Genomic DNA, 20,848 nt, shown 5'->3' with positions numbered 1-20,848 from the left:
ACGCACCAGACTACGCGCCGTCCATACTGGGCGGCGTGAAGAGCGAAGCCGACACCGCGTCCATGGCCGCCCCCGACGACAGCACCGACACCGTCCTGTGCGCCGTCGAAGGCCGTACCGGGGTGATCACCCTCAACCGCCCCAGGGCCCTCAATGCCCTCACCCACCCCATGGTGCTCCGCATCGCCGAGGCCCTGACCGGCTGGGAGCGGGACCCGGGCGTGGAGCAGGTGCTCCTCCGCGGCGCGGGCGAGCGGGGGCTGTGCGCCGGCGGGGACATCCGGGCCATCCATGACGACGCCAAGGCCGGGACGCGGGCCTCGGCCGCCTTCTGGCGCGACGAGTACCGCCTCAACGCGCACATCGCCCGCTACCCCAAGCCCTACGTGGCCCTCATGGACGGGATCGTGATGGGCGGCGGGGTCGGCGTGTCCGCCCACGGCGGCGTCCGCGTGGTCACCGAGCGCTCCCGCGTCGCCATGCCCGAAACCGGCATCGGCTTCGTCCCGGACGTCGGCGGCACCCACCTGCTGGCCCGCGCCCCCGGCCTGCTCGGCACCCACCTCGCCCTCACCGGCTCCGCGGTGGGCGCCGCCGACGCGCTGCTGTGCGGGCTGGCCGACCACTTCGTACCCGCCGACCGGCTGCCGGCGCTGACCTCCGAGCTCGCCGGGGCCCCGGCCCGGGAGGCGGTGGAGCGGTACGCCGCCGAGCCCGGGCCGGGGACGCTGGCCGACGGGCGGGACTGGATCGACCACTGCTACGCCGCCGCCACCGTCGAGGAGATCGTGGACCGGCTGCTCGCTTACGGGGACCCGGCGGCGAAGGAGGCGGCCGAGACCATCCTGGGGAAGTCCCCGACGGCCCTGAAGGTGACCCTGGAGTCCGTCCGCCGGGCCGCCGCGCTCGGCGCGCTGGAGCCGGTGCTGGAACAGGAGTTCCGGGTCTCCTGCAATGCGCTGACCTCGCCCGACCTGGTGGAGGGCATCCGGGCGCAGGTGGTCGACAAGGACCGCAGCCCGCGCTGGTCCCCGGCCACCCTCGGCGAGGTCACCGAGCAGGACGTGGCCCGCTTCTTCGCTCCGCTCGCCGGGGGCGGCCGGGGGATCGCCGAGTGGACCCCCGAGGGGTGAGTCCGTACGGGGCGCCGCGCGGGCGACCCGTACGGGGCCGCCGTGCCCGGTACGGATCGCGGAGCAGGGCGATCTCGGCCCCGTGGCGCGGCAGCTCCTGGTTGACCCACCGGGCGATGCCGACGAACGGCTCCTAGGCGGTGGTGGGGGTGGCGTCGGCGGCCGGCTCGGCGGGGGTTTCCACCCAGTCGACCAATTCGATGATCACACCGTTGGGGTCGGCGACCAGGAACACCCGCTCGCCCCAGGGCTCCACGCGCGGCTCCATGACGATCGGGACGCCCTCGGAGCGCAGGCGCTCGTACTCGGCGGGCAGGTCGGTCACGGTGAAGGCGAGCAGTACTCCGGCGGCGTGCTGCTCGCGGAGGTCCGCGGGGAGCACCTCCAGGCCGCGACGTACGAAGATCACGTTCGGGCCGTCGGGGTGGGAGAGGGAGGCGAACCCCTCGGCCGCCATCGTTTCCTTGAATCCGAAATGCCTGGTCAGGAAGGCGGAAGAGGTGGTGGCGTCCTCGACGGTGAGGCAGATGGCGGTGTCGGTGATCCGCATGGGTCCTCCTGGTGTCCTGGGCTCGGATTTCATTATACATAGTATTCTGTACAGCGTAGAAGATTAAATGATCGGGCTGCCGGGAGGCGGCGGAAAGGGGTCGGGAGTGGCCACGGACCGGAGCGGCGCGGGCGACCCCGTCCGCACGTTGGAGCTGCTGTGGCGCGAGCCGGGGCAGGGGGCGCCCAGCGGGCGGCGCGGGCCCCGGCAGGGGCTGACCGTGGACGCGGTCGTCGACGCCGCCGTCGCACTGGCCGACGAGGCGGCCAGCGAGGGGCGGTCGGGGCTGGCCGCGCTGACGATGCGGGCGCTGGCCCAGCGGCTGGGGGTCACCCCCATGACCCTCTACACCTACGTCCCCGGCAAGGCCGAGCTGCTCGACCTGATGCTGGACGCCGCGTACCTGGCCATGGACCGCGCCGCGCCGGACCCGGAAGGGTCCTGGCGCGAGAGGGTCGCCCGCGTCGCCGGGGACAACCGCGCGCTGTACCTGCGGCACCCGTGGACCGCCGAGCTGTCCGTCACCCGCCCCCCGCTGGGCCCCGGCGTGATCGGCAAGTACGAGTACGAACTCGCGGCCCTCGAGGGCATCGGCCTGACCGACGTGGAGATGGACGCCGCCCTGACCCACCTGCTCGGCTTCGTCCACGCGCAGGCCCTGGCCGCCGCCGACACCGCCGCGCACAACGCCCGCCAGAGCGACCAGGAGTGGTGGGAACTCAGTGCCCCGCTGCTGGAACGGGCCATGGACCCGGAGCGCTACCCCCTCGCCGGGCGGGTCGGCGGCGCGGTCGGCGGGTACAGCCCCGAGACCGTGTGGGACTTCGGCCTGCGCTGCGTCCTCGACGGGATCGCCCGGCTGCTGGAGCGGGCCGACCGGGCCTGATCCGGGCGGAGCGGGCCTCATCCGGGCCGACCGGGCCTGATCGGGGCGGAGCGGGCCCGCCTCCGCCTGATCCGGGCGGCGCCGCCTACCGGTAGCCGGTGGTGTCCGCCGGGAGGTCCGGGTCCTGCACCTCGATCATGTACCGCCAGGCGTCCGGCCGGCTGCCGTCCACGTCGGTGAAGCCGTAGACCCGAGCCAGCTGTCCGCTGGAGAGCGACTGTCCGTTCCAGCGGGACCGCTCCGGGTCGGCGGCCAGCGCGGCGACCGCGCGGCCGACGTAGAACGGGGTCTCCGAGATGGCGAAGTGCGGGACCGTCTTCAGGGCTTCCCGCCAATTCGCCTCGGTGACACCGAAGTTGTCCAGCATCATCTCCGACCGGAGCCAGCCCGGGGTCAGGGCCACAGCCGTCGCGCCGCGCGGGCCCACCTCGTGTCCGAGCGCGAACGCCATGCGCAGCACCGCCGACTTGGCGATGTCGTAGAAGAAGGAGACCCGGTACCGGCTCGCGTTGTACTCCGCCGTGCCGTCCGTCATCTCCACCACCAGTCCGCCCGGCTCGCGCAGCAGCAGGGGCAGCGCGTAGTGGCTGGTCACCGCGTGGGTCTCCACGGCCAGCCGCAGCAGCCGCAGCCCGTTGTCCAGGTCGTGTTCCCAGACCGTGCTCTCCCACTCGAAGAGCCGCTCGCCACCCCAGATGTCGTTCACCAGGACGTCGAGCCGGCCCTGCTCCGAGTCGATCCGCCCGACGAGGGCCTCCACCTGTTCGGGTGCCAGGTGGTCCGCCACCACCGCGATTCCGCGTCCGCCGGCGGCCGTGACCAGCTCGGCCGTCTCCTCGATCGTCTCGGGCCGGTCGTACTCCGAGCGACTGCCCCGGGTGCTGCGCCCGCTCACGTACACGGTCGCGCCCCGGGCCCCCAACTCGACCGCGATGCCCCGGCCCGCGCCGCGGGTCGCTCCGGCCACCAGGGCCACCTTGCCTTCGAGAGTCCGCTCTGCCTCCGTCATGACCGCGACCCTACGACGCCCGGGCGCGGCGGGTGCGGCGCGGCGCGCCTGCGGATCCGTGAGACGGGGCGGGCGCGGCCTTGAACAACCGGCCCCCGAGGCCGCACTGTTGGCGGAGATCCGTTCGTATTGTCAGGAGACAGGTTTGTCCACCGACCCCGCGCAGACATCATCCGAGCCAACGCCCCCGTCCGAGCCGACGCCCCTGTCCGCGCCCGCGGCCTCGTACGTCATCGACCCGGCCGGCGGCTGCCCGCACGCCCTCAACGCCCGGCTGCGCGCCCAGGGGGCGGTGGCCGAGGTGGTGCTCCCCGGAGGCGTTCCCGGCGCGGTCGTCCTCGGTCACGAGGCGCTGAGGGAGTTCCTCGCCCACCCCGACGTGGCCAAGGACGCCCGGCACTTCCCCGCCCTGCACGACGGCACCATCCCTCCGGACTGGCCGCTGCGCGTCTTCGCCAACGCCCAGGGCATGCACACCGCCGACGACGCCGACCACCGCCGGCTGCGCTCCCTGGTGGGCAACGCCTTCACCGTCCGCCAGGTGGAGCGGCTGCGCCCCCGCATCGAGGAGCTGACGGCCGGGCTGCTCGGCGACCTGGAGCGGGCGGCGCGGGACGCCCCGGACGGGGTGGCGGACCTGCGCACGCACGTCGCGCTCCCGCTCCCGATGAGCGTGATCTGCGAGCTCCTCGGCGTGAACCCCGAACACCGGGGGCGGCTGCACGAGCTCTCCAACACCGTCATCGTCGCCACCGACAAGACCCCGGCCGAGGTCATGGCGGCCCTGCGCGAACTCGTCGAGCTGATCGGCGCCATCGCCGCCGCCCGCCGGGCCGATCCGGGCAAGGACCTGACCAGTGCGCTGATCGCCGCCCGGGACGACGACGGCGGCCGGCTCAGCGAGACCGAACTCACCGGCACCATGCGGCTGATGCTGGTCGCCGGCCACGAGACCACGCTCAACCTGATCAGCAACGCCGTACGCGCCCTGTGCACCCACCGCGACCAGCTCGCACTGGTCCTGGAGGGGAAGGCCACCTGGTCGGACGTGGTCGACGAGACCCTGCGCTTCGACGCCCCGGTCAGCTGGTTCCCGTTCCGCTACCCGACCCGCGACCTGACCATCGACGGGACCGTGATCCCGCAGGGCACCCCGGTCCTCGCCGGCTACACGGCGGCCGGCCGCGACGGGGCCTTCCACGGCCCGGACGCCGACCGGTTCGACCTGACCCGCCCCACCGCGGCCCGCAACCTCTCCTTCGGACACGGCGCCCACTACTGCGTCGGCGCCCCGCTCGCCCGGCTGGAGGCCACCATCGCCCTGGAAGCCCTCTTCACCCGCTTCCCGGACCTGGACCTGGCCGTGCCCGAAGCCGAACTCCCGCACCAGCGCAGCTTCATAGGCAACAGCGTGGAGTCGCTGCCGGTCCGCCTACGGGCTTTCGGCGGGCGGTGAGATCTCCGTACTCAGCCACCCCAGTGCGTCGGGGTACATCGCGATCCAGGTCTGGAAGTTGTGTCCGCCCTGAGGGCGGACCAGCGTCTTGACCCGGACCCCGGAGTTCTGGGCCGCCTTCGTGAAGTCGGTCAGCTGCTGTGGCGGGCTGTCCTTGTCCTGGGCGGACGTGGCCAGGAACAGCCCGACGTCGGTGTTCTTGTCGCGCTTCGCCTGCTGGACCAGCCACATCGGGCTGTTGCGCTCGCGCAGCACCGGATCGGACAGCACGTCCGGGTCGCCGGTCAGCGGATCAGGGTCCAGGGCCGCGCCCGCCCGGAACGCCTTCGGGTACTGGAGCGGCAGTTTGGCCGCGCAGAAGGCTCCGGTGGAGATGCCCATCAGCCCCCAGCCCCGGGGCTCGGGGAGCGTGCGGAAGTTCTTGGCGACCAGGTCCGGCACGTCCTCGGCGAGCCAGCTCGCCACCTTCCGCTGCGGGGTGTCCGTGCAGTCGGTGTTCACCCCGCCCGGGTACAGGTCGGGGATCACCAGGATGAAGGGGTGCGCCGCGCCGATCCGGACGAGCTGCTCCAGCGCGCCGGGCATGTCACCGATGTCGAGCCAGGAGCGGGGTGAGCCCGGATAGCCGTGCAGCAGCATCAGTACGGGGAACCGGGTCTTCTCCGCGCCCGGTGCGTCGTACTCCGGGGGCGTCCACACGATCACCTGGCCGGCGAGCTTCGAGTGGGAGCCGCGGAAGTACGTGGTGCGGGTGCCGTCGCCGCCGAGGGTGAACTTGGCCCGCCCCAGCGGCGGCCCGGTCATGGCGGAGTCGTTCTGCCCGGCTTCGGTGCCCAGCAGGTCGTCCCAGGAGGAGTAGAGGCCGTAGCTCCCATTGATCCAGGTGGCCACCACGCAGATGGCGGTGAGCTGGCACAGGCCGATCATCAGCAGCCGGGCCGGCCAGCGCACCCAGCCGGGGCCCGGGATCCGGTTCCACAGGAGCAGCGCGGCGAGCATCGCGAATGCGGTGACGACGATCAGCGTGACGAGGAACGACGTACTGGTCAGCTCCACTGCGCCGGCTCCTGACGTACGACGGAATGATGGAGAATTCCGGACAATACGCCAAATCTACGATGCGCACCGTCCGGGGGAGGGGGCGGTGCGCATCGTGTCGGGCTCGACGCTCCCGGAGGGTGGGCCGGTCCCGGAGGTCGCGGCGGTCTCGGATGAGGAAACGGCGATCAGGTCAAGCGGGCCGGCGCCGGCTACCGAGTCGAAGATGTGTGCGGAGTGGCCATGACGTGCGCCTTTGTCCGTTGCCAGGATCTTGTGAACGCATCCGTAATCCATGATCTTCGGTCGGCGCGAACGTACGGCGAAGATTCCGAACCTGGGGGTCGCGAGACCTTACAGGTCGGGACCTTGGTCCTGGGGTAGATTCACCGCCTGTTCACCTGCGCGGTTCCGAGGTTTTCGGGCGGGCTGGTGTCGTATGAGGCATGATCGACGGGGATATGCGCAACACGCGGAAAATGACGAAAGCGACGAGTCGCCGGATTCGTCCCGGAGTGCGGGCCGGGATCTCGCCGGTGACTCCGGCGCGCACGGGCTACCAGGTCAAGCTGCTGGTCGACCCGGACCGGGTGCTCGACGCCGACGGCCGGCCCACGGCCGCCGCGGCCGCCGCGCTGTCCCTCGGCGCGCCCGGCCGCTCCGAGGTGGCCCAGTACATGGACGACGCCGGGCGCAGCCTGAACGGCCAGGGCTGGATCGTCCGCATGCGGCGCCACGACGACGAGAACCGGATCCGCCTCGCCTACAAGGCCCGCTTCGACATCGAGGGCGACGGTACGGACCCGGTCGAGGTCCGGCGCGTGATGGATCGGGCCTCCGGGCACAACTTCTGTGTGGGCGACGGCAATTACTCCGTCCAGGTCAACCTCAGCCACACCCGCGCCACCCTCGACTTCACCAACAAGAAGTGCCGTCCGGTCCCGGGCCTGGCGCCCGGCGAACTTCCGGGGCTCGACGCCTCCCGCGCCCTGGTCTTGGACCGCCTCCCCGGAAAGCTCGCCAAGTGGGCTGCGAAACCTGCCGGTTGGGCGGAGTCGGTCACCGCTTCATCTCGACTCCACGGGCCGGTAAGGCAGTCCAACTACCCTGGGCGCATGCTCGATCACGCGATGGAGACGCAAGTCAGCCGGCTGCGGACCGCCTCCGGCGAGCTGGCCTGGTTCGCCGAGATCACCGCCAAGGGGCGCACCCTGCGCGACGCGGTCGAGCTGCGCTCCGACCTGATGGGCAAGCTCCGCGCCGAGGGCTGGCTGCTGGAGCGGGACGCCTTCAAGACCGACCTCATCCTCGGCCGGTGAACACCTCCGCGCCCGCGCCGATACGCGTGGCCCACCTGGCCGACCTGCACATAGGCTCCGCCCTGCGCGGGCTCGCGGACTACCCCGGGGCGCCCGCGATAGACGGGCGCGAAGCCCCGTACGAGGCCCTGCGCGCGGCCGTGCGGCGCATCGTCGAGGGCGGCTACGACGCGGTGCTCATCGCCGGGGACGTCTTCGACCGCCGCCACTGCGACGCCCGGGCGCTGGCCGCCTGCCAGGACGTGCTCGGCGCCTTCCACGAGGCGGGCCTGCGCACGGTGGTGGTCTCGGGCAACCACGACGCCGAGACCCCGCTGCCGCACAAACTGAACCTCCCGCCCTCGGTACGCTGGCTTGGCGCAGACGCCCCCGAGTCGGTGACCTGGCCCGACCTCGGCATCACCGTCCACGGCCAGTCGGTGGCCGGTCCCGACGAGCGCCGCGACCTCGCGGCCGGCTTCCCGCGCGCGATCCCCGGCGCCGTCAACCTAGGGCTGCTGCACACCAGCCTGCACGGTGCCTGGAGCCGCCGGATCTGCGCACCGGCCGACCCGCGGACGCTGGCCCGCGCCGGCTACGACTACTGGGCGCTGGGCCACGTCCACCACCGGCTGGTCCCCGGCGCCGGGGCCTTCGCCGCCTATCCGGGCAACACGCACGCCCGCGGGCCCGCGGAGGCCGGCGGCCGCGGTTTCACCGAGCTGCTGATCGACGGCCCCGGAGCGCCGCGGATCCTCCCGGTGGACACCGCCCCGGTCCGGTACGAGACGCTCCACCTCCCGTACCGGGAGACCGCCGAAGCCGACCTGAAGGACCGCTTCGCGGCCGTCCCGGAGCCGTCCGGGGGCGGCGCCGTCGTATGGACCCTCAGCTCCGCCACCGACCCCGGCCTCCTCCACGAGGCCCGCGCCCTGGCCGGCCCGGCCGCCATGGTCTGCCCGGCCGGGGAATCGGCCGTCGCTTGCTGACCTGACGACCTGACCCGGCCCGACCTCACGGCCTGACCTGATGGCCTGACCTGACGGCCCGGCAAGATCCGAAAAAGAGACGGCCTAGCCCCGGACCCGGACCGTCACCGCGTGCCATCCGGTGGCGCCGTCGGGGAGGGTTCCGGCGCGTTCCCCCGTCTGTACGGCGCCGACGCCGTCCGTGGCGCGGACCTCCAGCGTGTGCCCGCCCGGAGCCGCCTCCCAGGGCCACACCCACTGGCGCCAGGTGTCGTTCCCGTCCGCCGCCCCGAGCCGGGCCCCCCGCCACGGACCCGCGTCCACCCGTACCTCGACCCGTGCGATGCCCCGGTGCAGCGCCCACGCCACCCCGGCGACGGCCACCCGGCCAGCCGCCACCTCGGCGGAGGGGCGCGGGGTGTCGATGCGCGACTGGGTCTTGACCGGGGCCCGCTGCGCCCAGGACCTGCGCACCCAGTACGCGTCGTACGCGGCGAAGGTGGTGAGCCGGAGCTCGCGCAGCCACTTGCACGCGGAGACGTACCCGTACAGGCCCGGCACGATCATCCGTACCGGGAAACCGTGCCGGAAGGGGAGCGGTTCGCCGTTCATGCCCACCACCAGCAGCGCCTCCCGGCCGTCCATCACGGTCTCGACGGGGGTGCCGAGGGTCATCCCGTCCACCGAGCGGGCCACGAGCTGATCGGCGCGGCCGCCCTGCGAGGGCGGCCGGACCCCCGCCTCGCGGAGCAGATCGGCGAGGCGCACGCCCAGCCAGCGGGCCGTGCCCGCGTACGGGCCGCCGACCTCGTTCGACACGCAGGTCAGGGTGGCGTCGTGCTCGACCAGGGGCCGGGCGAGCAGTTCCCGCAGGCCGAGGGTGAGGGGCGTGGAGACCCCCTCCCCGCGCACGGTCAGCCGCCAGGTGTCCGCGTTCACGCGCGGGATCACCAGAGCGGTGTCCACCCGGTAGAACTCCCGGACGGGTGTGATGAACCGGGTGGCTCCGGGGATCCGCAGGTCCGATCCGGCCGGGACCGGCGGGGCCGCCGCGGCGGGCGGCGGAAGGACGAGCCCGGCCCGCGAGGCCGTGGCCCCCGCGTCCCCGAAGGCGCCGAGCCGCCGCCCGGCGTACCCGGCTCCGGCCGACAGGGCCAGGACGGCGACGGCGAGGCGGCCGAAGCCGCGTCGGTCCAGGGCGCCGGGCGGGCCGGCTCCCGAGGGCCGCGGGCGGGGCCGAGGGATGGCTCTGACCAGCAGGTACAGCACTCCGGCCGCCGCGCACCCGCCCACCAGCGAGGGCAGGGCGTCCTGCCAGGCCGCCTCCGGCCGGCCGAGCGCGGCCGCCGCGCCGAGCACGCCGAAGGCGGCCGCGAGCGCCGTGCCCGCGGCCGGGCGGCGTACGGCGAGCAGCCCGGCCGCGATCGCCGCGACGGCCAGCACGGCGCCGATGCCCAGGGTCAGGACCAGCTTGTCGTCCGTACCGAAGCTGCGGATCGCCCACTCCTTGACCCCGGCCGGGGTGCCGTCGACCACGGCCCCGCCGACGGCGGTGAGCGGGGCCGCCTCGGGCCGGACGGCCGCCGCGACCAGCTGGGCCAGGGCCAGCCCGGCGAAGGCGGCGAGCAGTCCGCCGACGGCGCCGAGCGCGTACCGCCCCGGCCCTCCGGCGCGGGCCCGACCCGCTCTCGTACGGATCATGCGGAGTCACCGTCCGCCCCGCTCGGTGGGATGGAACCCCCACCTACCAGGGTGCCTCCGACGGCCGGCGCTTGCGCAGCTCCACGATCCCGTCGGTGAGCCGTGCCCGCAGGGCGGAGCGGCGGCGAAGCTGCTGCTCCCGGTCCGGGGGCGGCCCTAACCGGCCGATGGGCGCGGTGGCGGGCGTGGTGGCAGGCGCGGTGGGGGGTGCGGCGGCAGCCGCGGCGGCAGCCGCGGCGGCACCGCCGGTGAGGAGCGCCAGCAGCTCCAGGGTCGCGCAGACGCGGTGCGGGTCGGTCTCGGACATGGCGGGCGTCCTTCCGGCGATGGCGGGCGTCGGAAAGGGGCGGTCACCGGACGATGGCTCCGGTGACCGCCCCTGATCCGTGTGCGGCAGCGTCCTTCAGTGAATCCGGTGCCGCGCCGGAGCGTCGGCCGGTCGGCCCGGTTGTCCCCCGGGCGGGTGGGCGGCCTCCCCCGGAGGGTGAGCGCCGCTCCAACCGGCCGATCTCCACCTCCCGCGGGGTGTAGGTCAGTTGACGGCGGGAAGGGTGGCGGCGATGCCGCTCGCCAGGACGTACGGGTCACCGGTCGGCCGCGTCGGATGGCGGGTGGTGAGCTTGGCCCAGCCGTCCTCGAAGGCGTGCCAGTCGATCGCCCTCGGTGCGGCGCGCCGCACCAGGGCCTCCTCCAGCGAGGTGAAGTAGGAGGACCAGCGCCGCGCGTACAACTCGCTGACCAGGCCGCTCCATTCACGGTTCGCGTAGTCGTGCAGGAAGCCGCCCTCGCTGGTGCTCTGCCGTCCCCACACGCTGAGGAGCGAGCGGGCGTCGTACTCGTACCGGTCCTGCTCGGCCTCGTCCCCGCCGTGTGCGCGGGCCGCCGACAGCCAGGTGCCGAGCAGGAAGTTCGGATCCGATCCGACGAGCGCGTCCAACTGCCGCTCCCGGTGGGCCCAGTCGGCGGTCAGTTCGCGGAACAGGGCCAGGTCCCGGTCCTCGTAGGCCGCCTTGATCCGGGGCAGCAGCACCCGCGAGTGGTTGGCGAGGGCCTGCCGGGCGGTGTCCACCAGGTCGAAGCGGTAGGCGCTGGAGCCGCGGAGCCGGGGATCCACCTTGAGCAGGTGGTCCAGGGCCCGGCGCACCGAACCCGCCTGATACCGCATCGCCTTGGGGCTCCAGTAGGCCGATCCCACGGCCGTCAGGCTCGGCCGGGCGGCGAACAGGCTGTCCTGGGACTCCGACCACAGCCCCGAGGAGGTGCTGTACGGGCCCGTGCGCAGCTCCTCCCAGGCCGCGGCGGCCCGGGCGTCCGGGGCCCCGTACCGGCGGGCCGCGAAGTCGGCGAACCACTGGCGCTGGTCGACGGGGCCGGGCTCCCACGCGAGGTCGGTGAAGAGGTCGAAGGCCGCGGGATTGGTGCCGGTGGCCTCGGGCAGGTAGGCGATGCCCTTCAGCGCGCTGTCGGGCTTCGCCCGCCAGGACTGGAAGCGGTCGATCCACACCGAGGTGTTCGCGCCGATCGTCGTGTGCCCGCCGAAGTTGTAGATCGAGCCGATGGCGTACGAGGTCCCGCCCCAACGGGTCTCGCGGTCCAGCCGGTTGTACCGGTCGGAGAGCCCGTCCAGGATCAGCAGCTTCGAGGTGTCCACCCCGGCCAGCAGCTCCTTGGTCGGATCGTCCTGCCATCCCAGCACCGCCCACAGGGCGCCCGGATGCGCCGCCCACAGAGCCTGCTGCACCGCCCCGGCGGCCGCCTTCACGTCCACCGAGCCGGTCTGGCCGCCCTCGTGCAGCGGACTCATCCGGTACATCGTGCTGTCCCCGAACACCGCGCGCTGCTCCGCGTAGTACGCGGCGGCCAGCTTGGCGAAGGGCGGTGAGGCCGGGTCCAGCCAGTCGGGCCGGTCGAAGCCCGCCCAGTCGCCCTGCGGGACCGTGATCGCACCCGGGTTGCGCCCGGCGAAGGCAGGCGGCACCGTCCCGAAGTAGCCCGGCAGGACCGGGGTCATGCCGAGACCGCGCAGCTGCTCGGCGATCCTGCCGCCCAACTCGGCCCGGCCGCGCATCAGTTCCTCGGACACCGGGCCGCCGAAGCCGCTCAGGTTCTGCAGCAGCCACCAGCTCTGGTGACCGGGACCCGGGATCCACTCCCGCAGCTCCTCGGCGCTGTAGCCGAACCGCTGGAGCGCCTTGTAGTACGGGTACTCGGCACCGACCTGGACGAACACCTCGTTCATGCCGTGCAGGGCGAGCAGGTCGATCTGCCGCTGGTGTTCCTCGAAGGTGCGGTACGGGCCGCTGTACCCGTCGTCGGTGTCGTTCAGCGCGTACCGGTGCGCCACGTGCGCGCTGCGGGTGACCGGCGAGGGCACCGCCGGCAGCTCGGCGGGCAGCAGGCCGATGCTGTCTCCGGGCCAGCCGATGTCGGCTCCGGCGACGTGCTGGAGGTACCAGCCGACGCCGGTGAGCAGCGTGGCTCCGGTGGACCCCCGGACGGTGATCGCGCCGGCGGTGCCGGAGACGGTGAAGGTGTCGGGCCCGGATCCCGGGTCGGGCACCAGCGTGAACTGCCCCGCGTGGCGCGGCAGCAGCCGCTGCAACGAGGCCCGGGCGGGGGCGATGTCGAAGGCCCGCGGCCGGGGCGCGGGCGCCGCCGCGGGGGACTGGGCCGCGGGAGCCGTCGCCCCCACGGCGGGAGCCCCCACGGCGGGAGCCGCCGCCCCGGGAGCCGCCGCCCCCGGGGCCGGAGCCGTCGCCCCGGGGGCCGCCCCGGTGACGGTCAGGGTGAGCAGGGCCGCGGGCAGTGCGGCCAGGGTGATGCGGCGGCGCGCCCGCCGGGCGGCGGCCCGGCCGCGTCGTGTGAGGGGGACCGGCATGCGCGTCGTCCTCGTTTCCGTCGGCTCCGCCGGCCGCGGCGCTGCGGCCGGCTCGCTCGGCTCGGTGGGTGGATGCTTCCTCGTCTGGTGCCTCGTCGGCTTCCCCATGGGCGGGCCGTCAGACCGGCAGGGCCCACGCCTGGTCGACCTGGTGGTCGCCGCAGGGCGTCAGCCGCAGCCGCTCGGCGGGGGTGCCCGGCTCGACCGGGGCCGCCGCGGGGGCGGGAGCCGTCAGGCAGAGTCCGCTCGCGTCCTCGACCAGGGCGCCGTCGCGGCGGGGGGTCCAGCTCTGACCCGGTTCGCGGTGGCGCCGGTCGCCCGAGCAGTCGGCCAGCTCCACGAGGCCCTCCTCGCCCGCCGACAGGCAGGCGCCGGCCTGGCGCAGGCCGCCGTCCCGGCCCAGGGTCCAGCGCTGGTCGGGTGCGCCCGTACAGGCCGCCATCACGACGGCGCCGACGCCGGTGGTGTTCGCCCCGTCGGCGCAGGCGGCGCTCGTGCCGGAGCCCCGCCCGGCGATCTGCCCGGTCGGGACGGGCTCGGCGCAGCCGGGGTGCGGGGTGAGCCGCCAGACGCCCGTGTCGTGCGCGGCCAGGGTTCCGGTCAAGGTGTCGGACAGCTCGCGGGACTCACCGTTCCACAGGTTCTTCGCCTCGACGGTGCAAGAGTCCAGCCCGAGCTCGTCGAGCGGTACGCGGATGTCGCGGGCGGCGCCGGACCGGTTGAGCACGGCGACCGCGCGGTCCCCGTTCGCCAGCGGCCGCACCAGGATGTCGAAGGTGGCGTTCGAGGAGACCACCGCGCCCTGGCGGCCCATCGGGTCCTGGTCCAGCGCGATCAGATCGGTGTTGCCGAGGGCGGCGAGCCCGTCCGCGGAGAGTTCGGATACCTGCGAGGACAGGATGAACGGCGCTGCCATCATGGCCCACAGGCCGACCTGGCTGCGGCTCTCCGCCGCGGTGAGTCCGGGGGCGCCCGCGATCAGGAAGTCGGGGTCGTTCCAGTTGCCGGGGCCGGCGTACCGGCCGAGCCAGCGGTTGTAGCCGTAGTTGCCCATGACCGAGCTCCAGCGCGAGGTGTCCGGGGCGGTCGGCTTGTAGACCTTGATGTCCCGGCCCTCGCGCCACAGCTGGCCGGTCTCGCCGACCCAGTCGATCACCTTGTGCCAGTCGGATCCGCCCCACTCGCCCTGCTGGAAGTAGGCGGGCGCCGAGGCGGACAGCGCCATGTCCCGGCCGCTGCCGCGCAGCGCCCTGGCCACGGAGTTGTAGGCGTCCCGGTAGGCCTGTTCCTTGGTCTTGCCCTCCGGCACCCAGAGGTTGCAGCCGTCCATCTTGACGTAGTCCACCTTCCAGGAGGCGAACTGCCGGGCGTCGCGGGCGTAGTGGTCGGGGCCGCCGCCCTCGGGGGAGCCGCTGCCGGGGTAGCGCTCGCAGGTGAGGGAGCCGGCGTCCTGGTAGATGCCGAACTTCAGCTTCCTGGCGTGCAGGTACGCGCCGAGCCAGGCCATCCCGTGCGGGAACTTCTGCGTGTCGACGACCAGATTTCCGTCCGCGTCACGGCTCTTGGTCATCCAGCAGTCGTCGATGGTGACGGTGTCGTAGCCCTTGGCTGCCAGGCCGGTGGTCACGAGCGCGTCCGCGTTCGCCACGACCTTGGCCTCGTCGATGTCGCACATGTAGTGCGCCCAGTTGTTCCAGCCCATGGGCGGGGTGAGCGCGAGCGGGGTGTCCGACGTCGCGTGGGGCTCGGCCGTCGCGGGGGCGGGGCAGAGCGCGAGGGCGAGCAGGGCGGCCGCGGTCAGACAGGGGAGCGACGCACGCAGGCGAGGCGGCACGGAGTCTCCTTGACGTGGGGGCTGTCGAGGGCTCAGTGCAGCGGTGTGACTACCCGCTGTCAACATAAGTCGGGGGTTATTGATCAATGACCAGCAATATGGGTGTAGTCGAGTACGCAGGAGGAGGGTGATACGGCGTACGGTACGCCGTTCGTTACGGCGGCTGTGACAGTGGCTGATACGGTGTATCTCATGCCGAGAAGATCAGCAGCCCTGGACCGTGCCACACCCGCGGCGATCGCCGCCGCCGCCCTGCGGATCCTCGACGAGCAGGGGCCCGCCGCGCTCAGCTTCCGCGCGCTCGCCGAGCGGCTCGACGTCTCGCACGCCACCGTCCAGCGCCGGTGCACCGACCTCGCCGGCCTGCTCGACCTCTGCACCGAGCACCTCGCCGCGCAGCTGCCCGAGATCCCGGCCGCGGAGGGCTGGGCCGAAGCCACCGAGCGGCGGTTCAGCGCCCTCTACCGGCTCCTCGCGGCCCACCCCGGGCTGATGATCCTGCGCGGCGGCCGCCCCTGGCTCGGCCGGCAGCTGCTCGCCCGGCTCGTGGAACCGGCGCTCGCCGACAGCGTGGCCGCCGGGATGAACCCGGCCGAGGCGATGACCGCGTACCGGCGGATGTACCTGCTGACCCTGGGCAGCGCGGCCTTCGTCGACCACCGGGACCCGGCCGCCGCCACCGCCGCCTCGCGCGGGGCGCTCGCCGCCCTGGACCCCGCCGAGTTCCCCGTGCTCTCGGGCGGGCTGGCCGACGTACTGCCCGCGCTGACCGACCACGAGGTGTACTACGGCGCCCTGCGGCAGCTGATCGAGGCGAACCGGCCCGCGGGGGCCTGACGAGATGTCCGAACGACGGGAGTACGGGTTCATGGAACAGCAGCTCGACGCAGTGCAGCTCGACGCGGTGCCTCTCGACTACGGCGCCGTGCGCGCCGCCGCCGCCCGGATCGCCGGGGCCGTGCGGCCCGTCACGGTGATACCGGCGGGCGGAGGGATCTCGTACGCCCTGGAGTACCTCCAGCACACGGGCTCCTTCAAGGCGCGCGGAGCCCGCAACTTCCTCGCCGCCCACCGCGCCGCCGGAAGCCTCACCGGCGCGGGGGTCACCATCGCCTCCGGCGGCAACGCCGGGCTCGCCTGCGCCTGGGCGGCCCGCGCCGAGGGCGTGCCCGCCACCGTGTTCCTGCCGGCCACGGCTCCGCGCGTGAAGGTGGAGCGACTGCTCGGCTACGGGGCCGACGTACGGCTCGTCGGCGACCGGTACGCCGAAGCGCTCGCCGCGTGCCGGGAGTTCGCCGCCGGGAGCGGGGCGCTGAGCAGCCACGCGTACGACCATCCGCTGATCGCCGCGGGCGCCGGGACCCTGCTCGACGAGATCCGCACCGCCCTGCCCGGCCTGGACACGGTCGTCGTCGCGGTCGGTGGCGGCGGGCTGTTCGCCGGCATCGCGACCGCCGCGCGGGAACACGGCGTACGGGTCGTCGCGGCCGAGCCGGAGAACTGCCGGGCCCTGAACGCGGCCCTCGAAGCCGGCCGGCCCGTGGACGTCCCGGTGGACTCGGTGGCCTCCGACTCGCTCGGAGCCACCCGGGTCTCCGCGGACGCGCTGGCCGCCGTGCGGCAGCCGAACGCCTCGTCCGTCCTGGTCCCGGACTCGGCGATCACCGCCGCCCGGCGCGCGCTCTGGGACGAGCACCGCATCGTCGTCGAAGCCGGCGCGGCGACCGCCCTGGCGGCCGTACGCACCGCGTCCGGGCCGCTCGGCGAACGGGTCGCCGTGGTGCTCTGCGGGGCCAACACCGACCCGGCGGACCTGGGAGCGGCGCCGGCCTGATCGGCGGAACGCCCCCGGGGTCCGCAGCCGAGCGGACCCCGGGCCGCGGCCGCTCCGGGCCCCGGCCGCGATGGCTCGGGCCGCGGCGGCTCAGGCGGAGCCGTCCTCGCGGACCACGACGACCGTGCTGGCCGCGTACTGCACCACCTGCTGGCTCACCGAGCCCAGCAGCGCGCCCTTGATGCCGCCGTAGCCGCGGGTGCCGACGACCGTCAGCGCCGCCTCCTTCGAGGCCTCCACCAGCACCTGCGCGGGCGAGCCCTGCTCCACCCGGCGGAAGACCGGCACGCCCGGCGAGGTGCCGACCGCCTCCGCCACGGTGTCGGCGAGCTTCTGCCGGGCGGCGTCCTCGGCGTGGACGAGCTCGGTCTGCTCGGCCGGGCTGATGCCGAAGGGGTTGGTGTTCCAGTCCCAGCTCATCACGGCGTGCACGCGGCCGCCGATGGCCTTCGCCTGGGCCACGCCCCAGCGCAGGGCCTGCTTCGAGTGGTTCGAACCGTCCACGCCGACGACGATCAGAGGCTCGGTGTTCTGGCTCACGATGGTTCCTCACGTTTCAAGCGGTTCGTCCGAATGATCGTTCTCATCCCTGTATACACGCCGCACCCGTTCCGACCTCGAACGACGATCGTTGCGCGGTCCCGAGACTTTGGAGAACAGCGGCGGCCGACCCCGCTTGCGAGAGTCGGGAGGACAAGCAGACAGAGGAACGCAGAGGGACGAGGAGTTCGACGTGGCGCGACGCAATGGATGTCTGATCGGCGGTGTGGTGGCCGGGGTGCTGGGGATCGGACTGCTCGTGGCACTGCTGTTCGGGGTCGGCAAGGTCATGGACGTCGCCGAGAAGACCCTCGTCGACCAGAAGGTGTACGAGGCCGTGAGCGTGGGCGATTCCGAGGCCGAGGTCCGCGCCAAGCTGCCCTCGGGCGAAAGCTTCGTCACCTCGGCCCTCAAGGACGGCGGCCCCGCCGTGCCCGCCGGCAGCCAGTGCTCCTGGTACCTGTCCGACGCCGGGAACGGCGATACGGTGCTGCGCTTCTGCTATAAGGACGGCAAGCTCGCGGAGAAGGCCGACTACCGCGTGAAGTAGGGCCTTCGGCCCCTGCCTGAGGGAGCCGCACCGCCGGAGGGTGGAGGCATGCAGACCAACTCGGCCACTGCCGCCCCCGCCCGCCCCGTCCTGGCCGCGGTGGACGGCTCGGAACACAGCCTGAGGACCTTGGACTGGGCCCTCGACACCGCGCGCACGCGCGGGGCGGAGCTCTACGTGGCGCACGTACGGCCCGACGCCCCGCGGATCCACGCCCACGGTGAGGCCCTCGTACCGCCGCCCGGCGGGGAGGGCGATCCGGTTCTGGACGCGGTACGGGAGCGGCTGGCCGGGCGGGACGACCTGCCGCCCGTCACCTGCGTCTCCCGCGACGGAACCCCCTCCGCCACCCTGATCGAACTCGCGGCGGGCGCGCAGCTCCTGGTCATGGGCTCGCGCGGGCTCGGCGGCTTCGCCAGCCTGCTGCTCGGCTCCAACAGCCGGGTGTGCGCGGCCCAGTCGCCCTGCCCGGTCGTGGTCGTCCCGCACACCGCGCGGCTCGTCACGCAGGAGGCCGCGGGGCAGGCGCCGGGCCGGGACCCGGGCGGCGAGCGGAGGATCGTCCTGGGCCTGGCACCCGACGAGACCTCCGAGGACGTCGTCGACTTCGCCTTCGCGGAGGCCCGCCGCCGGGGCGCGGTGCTCCAGGTCGTCTCCACGCACCTGGTCCCGCTGTCCTCGCTCACCCTGGTCGGTTCCCTCGTCGCGGAGCGCGGCGGCGGCCACCCGCCGGGCGCCGCGGGCGCCGAGGCCACCGAGACGGCCCGGGAACTCGCCGAGAACCAGCGCGCGCGCCTCCAGCCGTACCTGACCAGGCACTACCCCGACGTCACCGTCGAAGCGGTCGTCGCGCCAGGCGACCCGGCCGGCCGCCTGGTCACCGCCTCCCAGCGGGCCGAACTCATCGTGGTGGGCCGCCACCGCCGCCGCCTGCGGGCCAACTCCCTGCTGATGGGCTCGGTCTCCAACGCGGTGCTCCTGCACGCCCTGTGCCCGGTGGCGGTGGTTCCCGTACGCGGCTAGGCCGTCTCTTTCGGATCTTGCCGGGCTCGCGGCGTCTGGTGCCGTGCCTGGCCGCACTGCCGAGGCGCCCCCGTACGCCCCGTACGCGAGCGCCCCGGCAGCACGCCCAGGCACGGCACCAGACGCCGCGGGCTCGGCCGACAGGATCCGAAAGAGACGGCCTAGGCCGTGCAACGCCCGGTCGGGTTGATCCGTCAGATCAACCCGACCCGGTGGGCCTCAGACCGCGATCGGCTGCGGTGCGGCGGCGAGGCCCTGCTTGACCTGTCGGGTGAGCTCGTCGGCGACGATCTCCGCCAGGCCGGCCTCGATGCCGTCCAGGGTCTGGGTGGCGACGTCGGCGGCGGAGACCTTCCGGTCGGCGGGGACGGCGGCGGCCATGTCGGTGTCCATGTAGCCCACGTGCAGGGCCGAGACGGCGATGCCCCGGGGTGCCAGCTCTTCGCGGGTCGCGCCGGTCAGGGCCCAGGCGGCGGCCTTGGTGGCGGCGTAGGAGCCGAGGTGGGCGGGGTGCGCCCAGGACAGCACCGACAGGACGTTGAGCACGGCTCCGCCGCCGTTGCCCTCGATGACGGGGGCGAAGGCCCGGGTCGCGGTCAGCGGGCCGAAGAAGTTGGTCTCCATCTCCCGGCGCACCTCGTCCGGATCGCCTCCGATCAGCGTCGCGCCGGTGGAGATGCCCGCGTTGTTGATCAGCAGGGTCGCGTCGGAAGCGGTGCGGGCGGCTTCCCGCACCGACTCCGGGTCCGTGACGTCCAGACGCAGCGGGACGACGCCGGAGAGGTCGACCGACTCCGGGCGGCGGGCCGCCGCGTAGACCTTCGCGCCGCGCTCCACGAGCTGGGCGGCCAGATGCCGCCCGAGGCCCCGGTTGGCGCCGGTGACGACCGCGACCGCGTTCTTCAGTTCCATGCCTGCTCCTCGCCCTGGCGGGTGCCGGCCGGCACCCCGCGCAATTAGATTATGGATGCAATCTAACCACCGTCCTAAGATAGATGCCAGTCGACATCCAAACGGGAGGTAGTCATGGGTCGCGTGTCGCAGGCGCAGGCGGAGGAAAATCGCAGGCGGGTGGTGCACACCGCCTCCCGGCTCCTCAGGGAGCGGGGGACGCAGGTCAGCGTCGCCGACCTGATGAAGGCGGCGGGGCTGACCCACGGCGCCTTCTACAAGCAGTTCGCCTCGAAGGAGGCGCTCGTGACCGAGGCGACCGCCCGGGCCTTCGCCGAGCTCGCCCTGCGGCACACCGCCGGGCTGGAGCAGCACGACGGGCAGCGGGGCGCCGCCCAGCAGGCGCTGATCGACGCCTATCTCTCCGTCGGGCACCGCGACGCCCCGGCGGACGGCTGCCCGGTCGCCGCGCTCGCCACCGACATGGCGCGGGAGGGTGGGGGGCCGGAGGCCCGGCACGTCTACACCGAGGGGGCGGCCCGGTTCGCCGAGTTCCTCGCCACCGACGATGAGGACGGGACCGTCAGGCTCTGCACCCTGTTGGGCGCGCTGCTCCTGTCCCGGGCCACCAAGGGCTCGCCGCTCTCCGAGGAAATCCTCGCCTCGGCGCACGCGGCGCTGACGTCAGCCCCCTGATCGGATTGCTAGGCGGGCACGGGGAAGAGCATGCAGCTGCTCGTGGCGTGGGCGAGCAGGCGGTCCTGCGCGTCCACCAACTGGGCCTCGGCGAGGGCGATGCGGCGGCCGGCGTTCAGTACCGTGCCGATGGCCCGCACCCGGCCCGTGTCCACGGTGATCGGACGCAGGAACTTCACGGTCAGGTCGAGTGAGGTGTACGCCATCCCCTGCGGGAGCGTGGACTGCACGGCGCAGCCCGCCGCCGAGTCGAGCAGCGTGGCGAACACGCCTCCGTGCACCGTGCCGATCGGGTTGTAGTGCTCTTCGCCCGGCAGGAGGGAGAAGACCGCCCGGCCGTGGTCCACCTCGTCCAGCTCGAACTCGAGGGTCCGGCCGATCGGCGGACGCGAGACCCGCCCCGCCTGCACCTCGCGCAGGAAGTCCAGGCCCGCCATGCCGCGGGCGGCCTGCGCCGGGATCGCGGGGTCGTCCCAGCTGTACGTACGCGTTCGCCCCACGGCCCGGTGCCTTCCTGTCGGTCATTTGGCTTCTCCGGCTGAAGCTAGCCGTGCTGTCGGCTG

General features: G+C 73.7%; 20 protein-coding genes and 1 pseudogene. 10 read left to right on the top strand and 11 right to left on the bottom strand.

The window, feature by feature from the left end; all coding sequences use genetic code 11:
• The first annotated feature begins 62 nt into the window (after positions 1 to 62).
• Complete coding sequence (locus ACFYYB_RS03405) at positions 63 to 1,133, top strand: enoyl-CoA hydratase/isomerase family protein (protein WP_389433454.1); 1,071 nt, start codon at positions 63 to 65, stop codon at positions 1,131 to 1,133.
• Positions 1,134 to 1,170: 37 nt separating this feature from the next.
• On the opposite strand, the pseudogene ACFYYB_RS03400 reads toward ACFYYB_RS03405, so the two are convergent.
• Together ACFYYB_RS03400 and ACFYYB_RS03395 are read right to left on the bottom strand one after the other, a co-directional pair.
• Positions 1,171 to 1,266: pseudogene (locus tag ACFYYB_RS03400) on the bottom strand (DinB family protein); the annotation flags it as partial.
• A complete protein-coding gene (locus ACFYYB_RS03395; RefSeq protein ID WP_389432961.1) occupies positions 1,267 to 1,683 on the bottom strand; it encodes a VOC family protein in 417 nt (138 codons plus the stop codon).
• Between the two features lie 106 nt (positions 1,684 to 1,789).
• On the opposite strand from ACFYYB_RS03395, the gene ACFYYB_RS03390 reads away from it, so the two are divergent.
• Positions 1,790 to 2,569 (top strand): TetR/AcrR family transcriptional regulator, encoded by a 780-nt coding sequence (locus ACFYYB_RS03390; protein ID WP_389432960.1) that lies wholly within the window; start codon positions 1,790 to 1,792, stop codon positions 2,567 to 2,569.
• An 85-nt stretch (positions 2,570 to 2,654) separates the two neighbouring features.
• Here ACFYYB_RS03390 and ACFYYB_RS03385 read toward each other — a convergent pair whose 3' ends face one another.
• Entirely contained in the window at positions 2,655 to 3,578 is a 924-nt protein-coding gene (locus ACFYYB_RS03385; protein WP_389432959.1) for an SDR family oxidoreductase, read from the bottom strand.
• Positions 3,579 to 3,723: 145 nt separating this feature from the next.
• On the opposite strand from ACFYYB_RS03385, the gene ACFYYB_RS03380 reads away from it, so the two are divergent.
• A complete protein-coding gene (locus ACFYYB_RS03380; RefSeq protein ID WP_389432958.1) occupies positions 3,724 to 5,034 on the top strand; it encodes a cytochrome P450 in 1,311 nt (436 codons plus the stop codon).
• Here ACFYYB_RS03380 and ACFYYB_RS03375 read toward each other — a convergent pair.
• Positions 5,011 to 6,090 (bottom strand): alpha/beta hydrolase, encoded by a 1,080-nt coding sequence (locus ACFYYB_RS03375; RefSeq protein WP_389432957.1) that lies wholly within the window; start codon positions 6,088 to 6,090, stop codon positions 5,011 to 5,013. The genes ACFYYB_RS03380 and ACFYYB_RS03375 overlap by 24 nt on opposite strands.
• Before the next feature lie 461 nt (positions 6,091 to 6,551).
• Here ACFYYB_RS03375 and ACFYYB_RS03370 point away from each other — a divergent pair, with 461 nt between their 5' ends.
• Together ACFYYB_RS03370 and ACFYYB_RS03365 are read left to right on the top strand one after the other, a co-directional pair.
• Entirely contained in the window at positions 6,552 to 7,391 is an 840-nt protein-coding gene (locus ACFYYB_RS03370) for a hypothetical protein (protein ID WP_389432956.1), read from the top strand.
• Positions 7,388 to 8,359, top strand: coding sequence for an exonuclease SbcCD subunit D (locus tag ACFYYB_RS03365; protein ID WP_389432955.1), 972 nt, complete (start codon positions 7,388 to 7,390; stop codon positions 8,357 to 8,359). The genes ACFYYB_RS03370 and ACFYYB_RS03365 overlap by 4 nt, the downstream gene beginning before the upstream one ends.
• 84 nt (positions 8,360 to 8,443) lie before the next feature.
• On the opposite strand, the gene ACFYYB_RS03360 is transcribed toward ACFYYB_RS03365, so the two are convergent.
• The 4 genes from ACFYYB_RS03360 to ACFYYB_RS03345 all read right to left on the bottom strand — a co-directional run bounded on the left by ACFYYB_RS03360 (position 8,444) and on the right by ACFYYB_RS03345 (position 14,751).
• Positions 8,444 to 10,039, bottom strand: a complete 1,596-nt coding sequence (locus tag ACFYYB_RS03360; protein WP_389432954.1) for a molybdopterin-dependent oxidoreductase — start codon at positions 10,037 to 10,039, stop codon at positions 8,444 to 8,446.
• Between the two features lie 43 nt (positions 10,040 to 10,082).
• Positions 10,083 to 10,346 carry a hypothetical protein gene (locus ACFYYB_RS03355; protein ID WP_389432953.1) on the bottom strand — a complete coding sequence of 88 codons (264 nt, stop codon included), beginning with the start codon at positions 10,344 to 10,346 and terminating at the stop codon, positions 10,083 to 10,085.
• 225 nt (positions 10,347 to 10,571) lie between these two features.
• On the bottom strand, positions 10,572 to 12,917 hold the full coding sequence (locus tag ACFYYB_RS03350) for an alpha-N-acetylglucosaminidase (protein WP_389432952.1): 2,346 nt from the start codon (positions 12,915 to 12,917) through the stop codon (positions 10,572 to 10,574).
• Between the two features lie 118 nt (positions 12,918 to 13,035).
• Positions 13,036 to 14,751, bottom strand: a complete 1,716-nt coding sequence (locus ACFYYB_RS03345; protein WP_389432951.1) for a ricin-type beta-trefoil lectin domain protein — start codon at positions 14,749 to 14,751, stop codon at positions 13,036 to 13,038.
• A 192-nt stretch (positions 14,752 to 14,943) separates the two neighbouring features.
• Here ACFYYB_RS03345 and ACFYYB_RS03340 point away from each other — a divergent pair, with 192 nt between their 5' ends.
• Positions 14,944 to 15,588 (top strand): TetR/AcrR family transcriptional regulator C-terminal domain-containing protein, encoded by a 645-nt coding sequence (locus ACFYYB_RS03340; protein ID WP_389432950.1) that lies wholly within the window; start codon positions 14,944 to 14,946, stop codon positions 15,586 to 15,588.
• A 31-nt stretch (positions 15,589 to 15,619) separates the two neighbouring features.
• Positions 15,620 to 16,585, top strand: a complete 966-nt coding sequence (locus ACFYYB_RS03335) for a serine/threonine dehydratase (protein ID WP_389433453.1) — start codon at positions 15,620 to 15,622, stop codon at positions 16,583 to 16,585.
• A 90-nt stretch (positions 16,586 to 16,675) separates the two neighbouring features.
• On the opposite strand, the gene ACFYYB_RS03330 is transcribed toward ACFYYB_RS03335, so the two are convergent.
• On the bottom strand, positions 16,676 to 17,125 hold the full coding sequence (locus ACFYYB_RS03330) for a universal stress protein (RefSeq protein WP_389432949.1): 450 nt from the start codon (positions 17,123 to 17,125) through the stop codon (positions 16,676 to 16,678).
• 193 nt (positions 17,126 to 17,318) lie between these two features.
• Between ACFYYB_RS03330 and ACFYYB_RS03325 the strand changes: the two genes are divergently transcribed.
• Positions 17,319 to 17,675: a hypothetical protein gene (locus tag ACFYYB_RS03325; RefSeq protein ID WP_327303143.1), complete on the top strand. Its 357-nt coding sequence runs from the start codon at positions 17,319 to 17,321 to the stop codon at positions 17,673 to 17,675.
• Between the two features lie 48 nt (positions 17,676 to 17,723).
• Positions 17,724 to 18,698 (top strand): universal stress protein, encoded by a 975-nt coding sequence (locus tag ACFYYB_RS03320; RefSeq protein ID WP_389432948.1) that lies wholly within the window; start codon positions 17,724 to 17,726, stop codon positions 18,696 to 18,698.
• A gap of 219 nt (positions 18,699 to 18,917) precedes the next feature.
• On the opposite strand, the gene ACFYYB_RS03315 is transcribed toward ACFYYB_RS03320, so the two are convergent.
• Positions 18,918 to 19,610 carry an SDR family oxidoreductase gene (locus ACFYYB_RS03315; protein WP_389432947.1) on the bottom strand — a complete coding sequence of 231 codons (693 nt, stop codon included), beginning with the start codon at positions 19,608 to 19,610 and terminating at the stop codon, positions 18,918 to 18,920.
• Between the two features lie 114 nt (positions 19,611 to 19,724).
• Between ACFYYB_RS03315 and ACFYYB_RS03310 the strand changes: the two genes are divergently transcribed.
• Positions 19,725 to 20,285: a TetR/AcrR family transcriptional regulator gene (locus ACFYYB_RS03310; RefSeq protein ID WP_389432946.1), complete on the top strand. Its 561-nt coding sequence runs from the start codon at positions 19,725 to 19,727 to the stop codon at positions 20,283 to 20,285.
• An 8-nt stretch (positions 20,286 to 20,293) separates the two neighbouring features.
• Here ACFYYB_RS03310 and ACFYYB_RS03305 read toward each other — a convergent pair whose 3' ends face one another.
• Positions 20,294 to 20,785: a PaaI family thioesterase gene (locus ACFYYB_RS03305; protein WP_389432945.1), complete on the bottom strand. Its 492-nt coding sequence runs from the start codon at positions 20,783 to 20,785 to the stop codon at positions 20,294 to 20,296.
• Positions 20,786 to 20,848 lie beyond the last annotated feature (63 nt).

This window comes from Streptomyces sp. NPDC002886 (assembly GCF_042888445.1).
Taxonomy (GTDB): Bacteria; Actinomycetota; Actinomycetes; order Streptomycetales; family Streptomycetaceae; genus Streptomyces.
This window is presented reverse-complemented; position numbering and strand designations above follow the sequence as displayed.

Excerpts from the sequence above, each read along its gene's own strand:
- ACFYYB_RS03405 (WP_389433454.1), top strand. The coding sequence starts at position 63 with ATGGCCGCCCCCGACGACAGCACCGACACCGTCCTGTGCGCCGTCGAA.
- ACFYYB_RS03395 (WP_389432961.1), bottom strand. The coding sequence starts at position 1,683 with ATGCGGATCACCGACACCGCCATCTGCCTCACCGTCGAGGACGCCACC.
- ACFYYB_RS03385 (WP_389432959.1), bottom strand. The coding sequence starts at position 3,578 with ATGACGGAGGCAGAGCGGACTCTCGAAGGCAAGGTGGCCCTGGTGGCC.
- ACFYYB_RS03370 (WP_389432956.1), top strand. The coding sequence starts at position 6,552 with ATGACGAAAGCGACGAGTCGCCGGATTCGTCCCGGAGTGCGGGCCGGG.
- ACFYYB_RS03360 (WP_389432954.1), bottom strand. The coding sequence starts at position 10,039 with ATGATCCGTACGAGAGCGGGTCGGGCCCGCGCCGGAGGGCCGGGGCGG.
- ACFYYB_RS03355 (WP_389432953.1), bottom strand. The coding sequence starts at position 10,346 with ATGTCCGAGACCGACCCGCACCGCGTCTGCGCGACCCTGGAGCTGCTG.
- ACFYYB_RS03350 (WP_389432952.1), bottom strand. The coding sequence starts at position 12,917 with ATGCCGGTCCCCCTCACACGACGCGGCCGGGCCGCCGCCCGGCGGGCG.
- ACFYYB_RS03340 (WP_389432950.1), top strand. The coding sequence starts at position 14,944 with ATGCCGAGAAGATCAGCAGCCCTGGACCGTGCCACACCCGCGGCGATC.
- ACFYYB_RS03335 (WP_389433453.1), top strand. The coding sequence starts at position 15,620 with ATGGAACAGCAGCTCGACGCAGTGCAGCTCGACGCGGTGCCTCTCGAC.
- ACFYYB_RS03320 (WP_389432948.1), top strand. The coding sequence starts at position 17,724 with ATGCAGACCAACTCGGCCACTGCCGCCCCCGCCCGCCCCGTCCTGGCC.
- ACFYYB_RS03315 (WP_389432947.1), bottom strand. The coding sequence starts at position 19,610 with ATGGAACTGAAGAACGCGGTCGCGGTCGTCACCGGCGCCAACCGGGGC.
- ACFYYB_RS03310 (WP_389432946.1), top strand. The coding sequence starts at position 19,725 with ATGGGTCGCGTGTCGCAGGCGCAGGCGGAGGAAAATCGCAGGCGGGTG.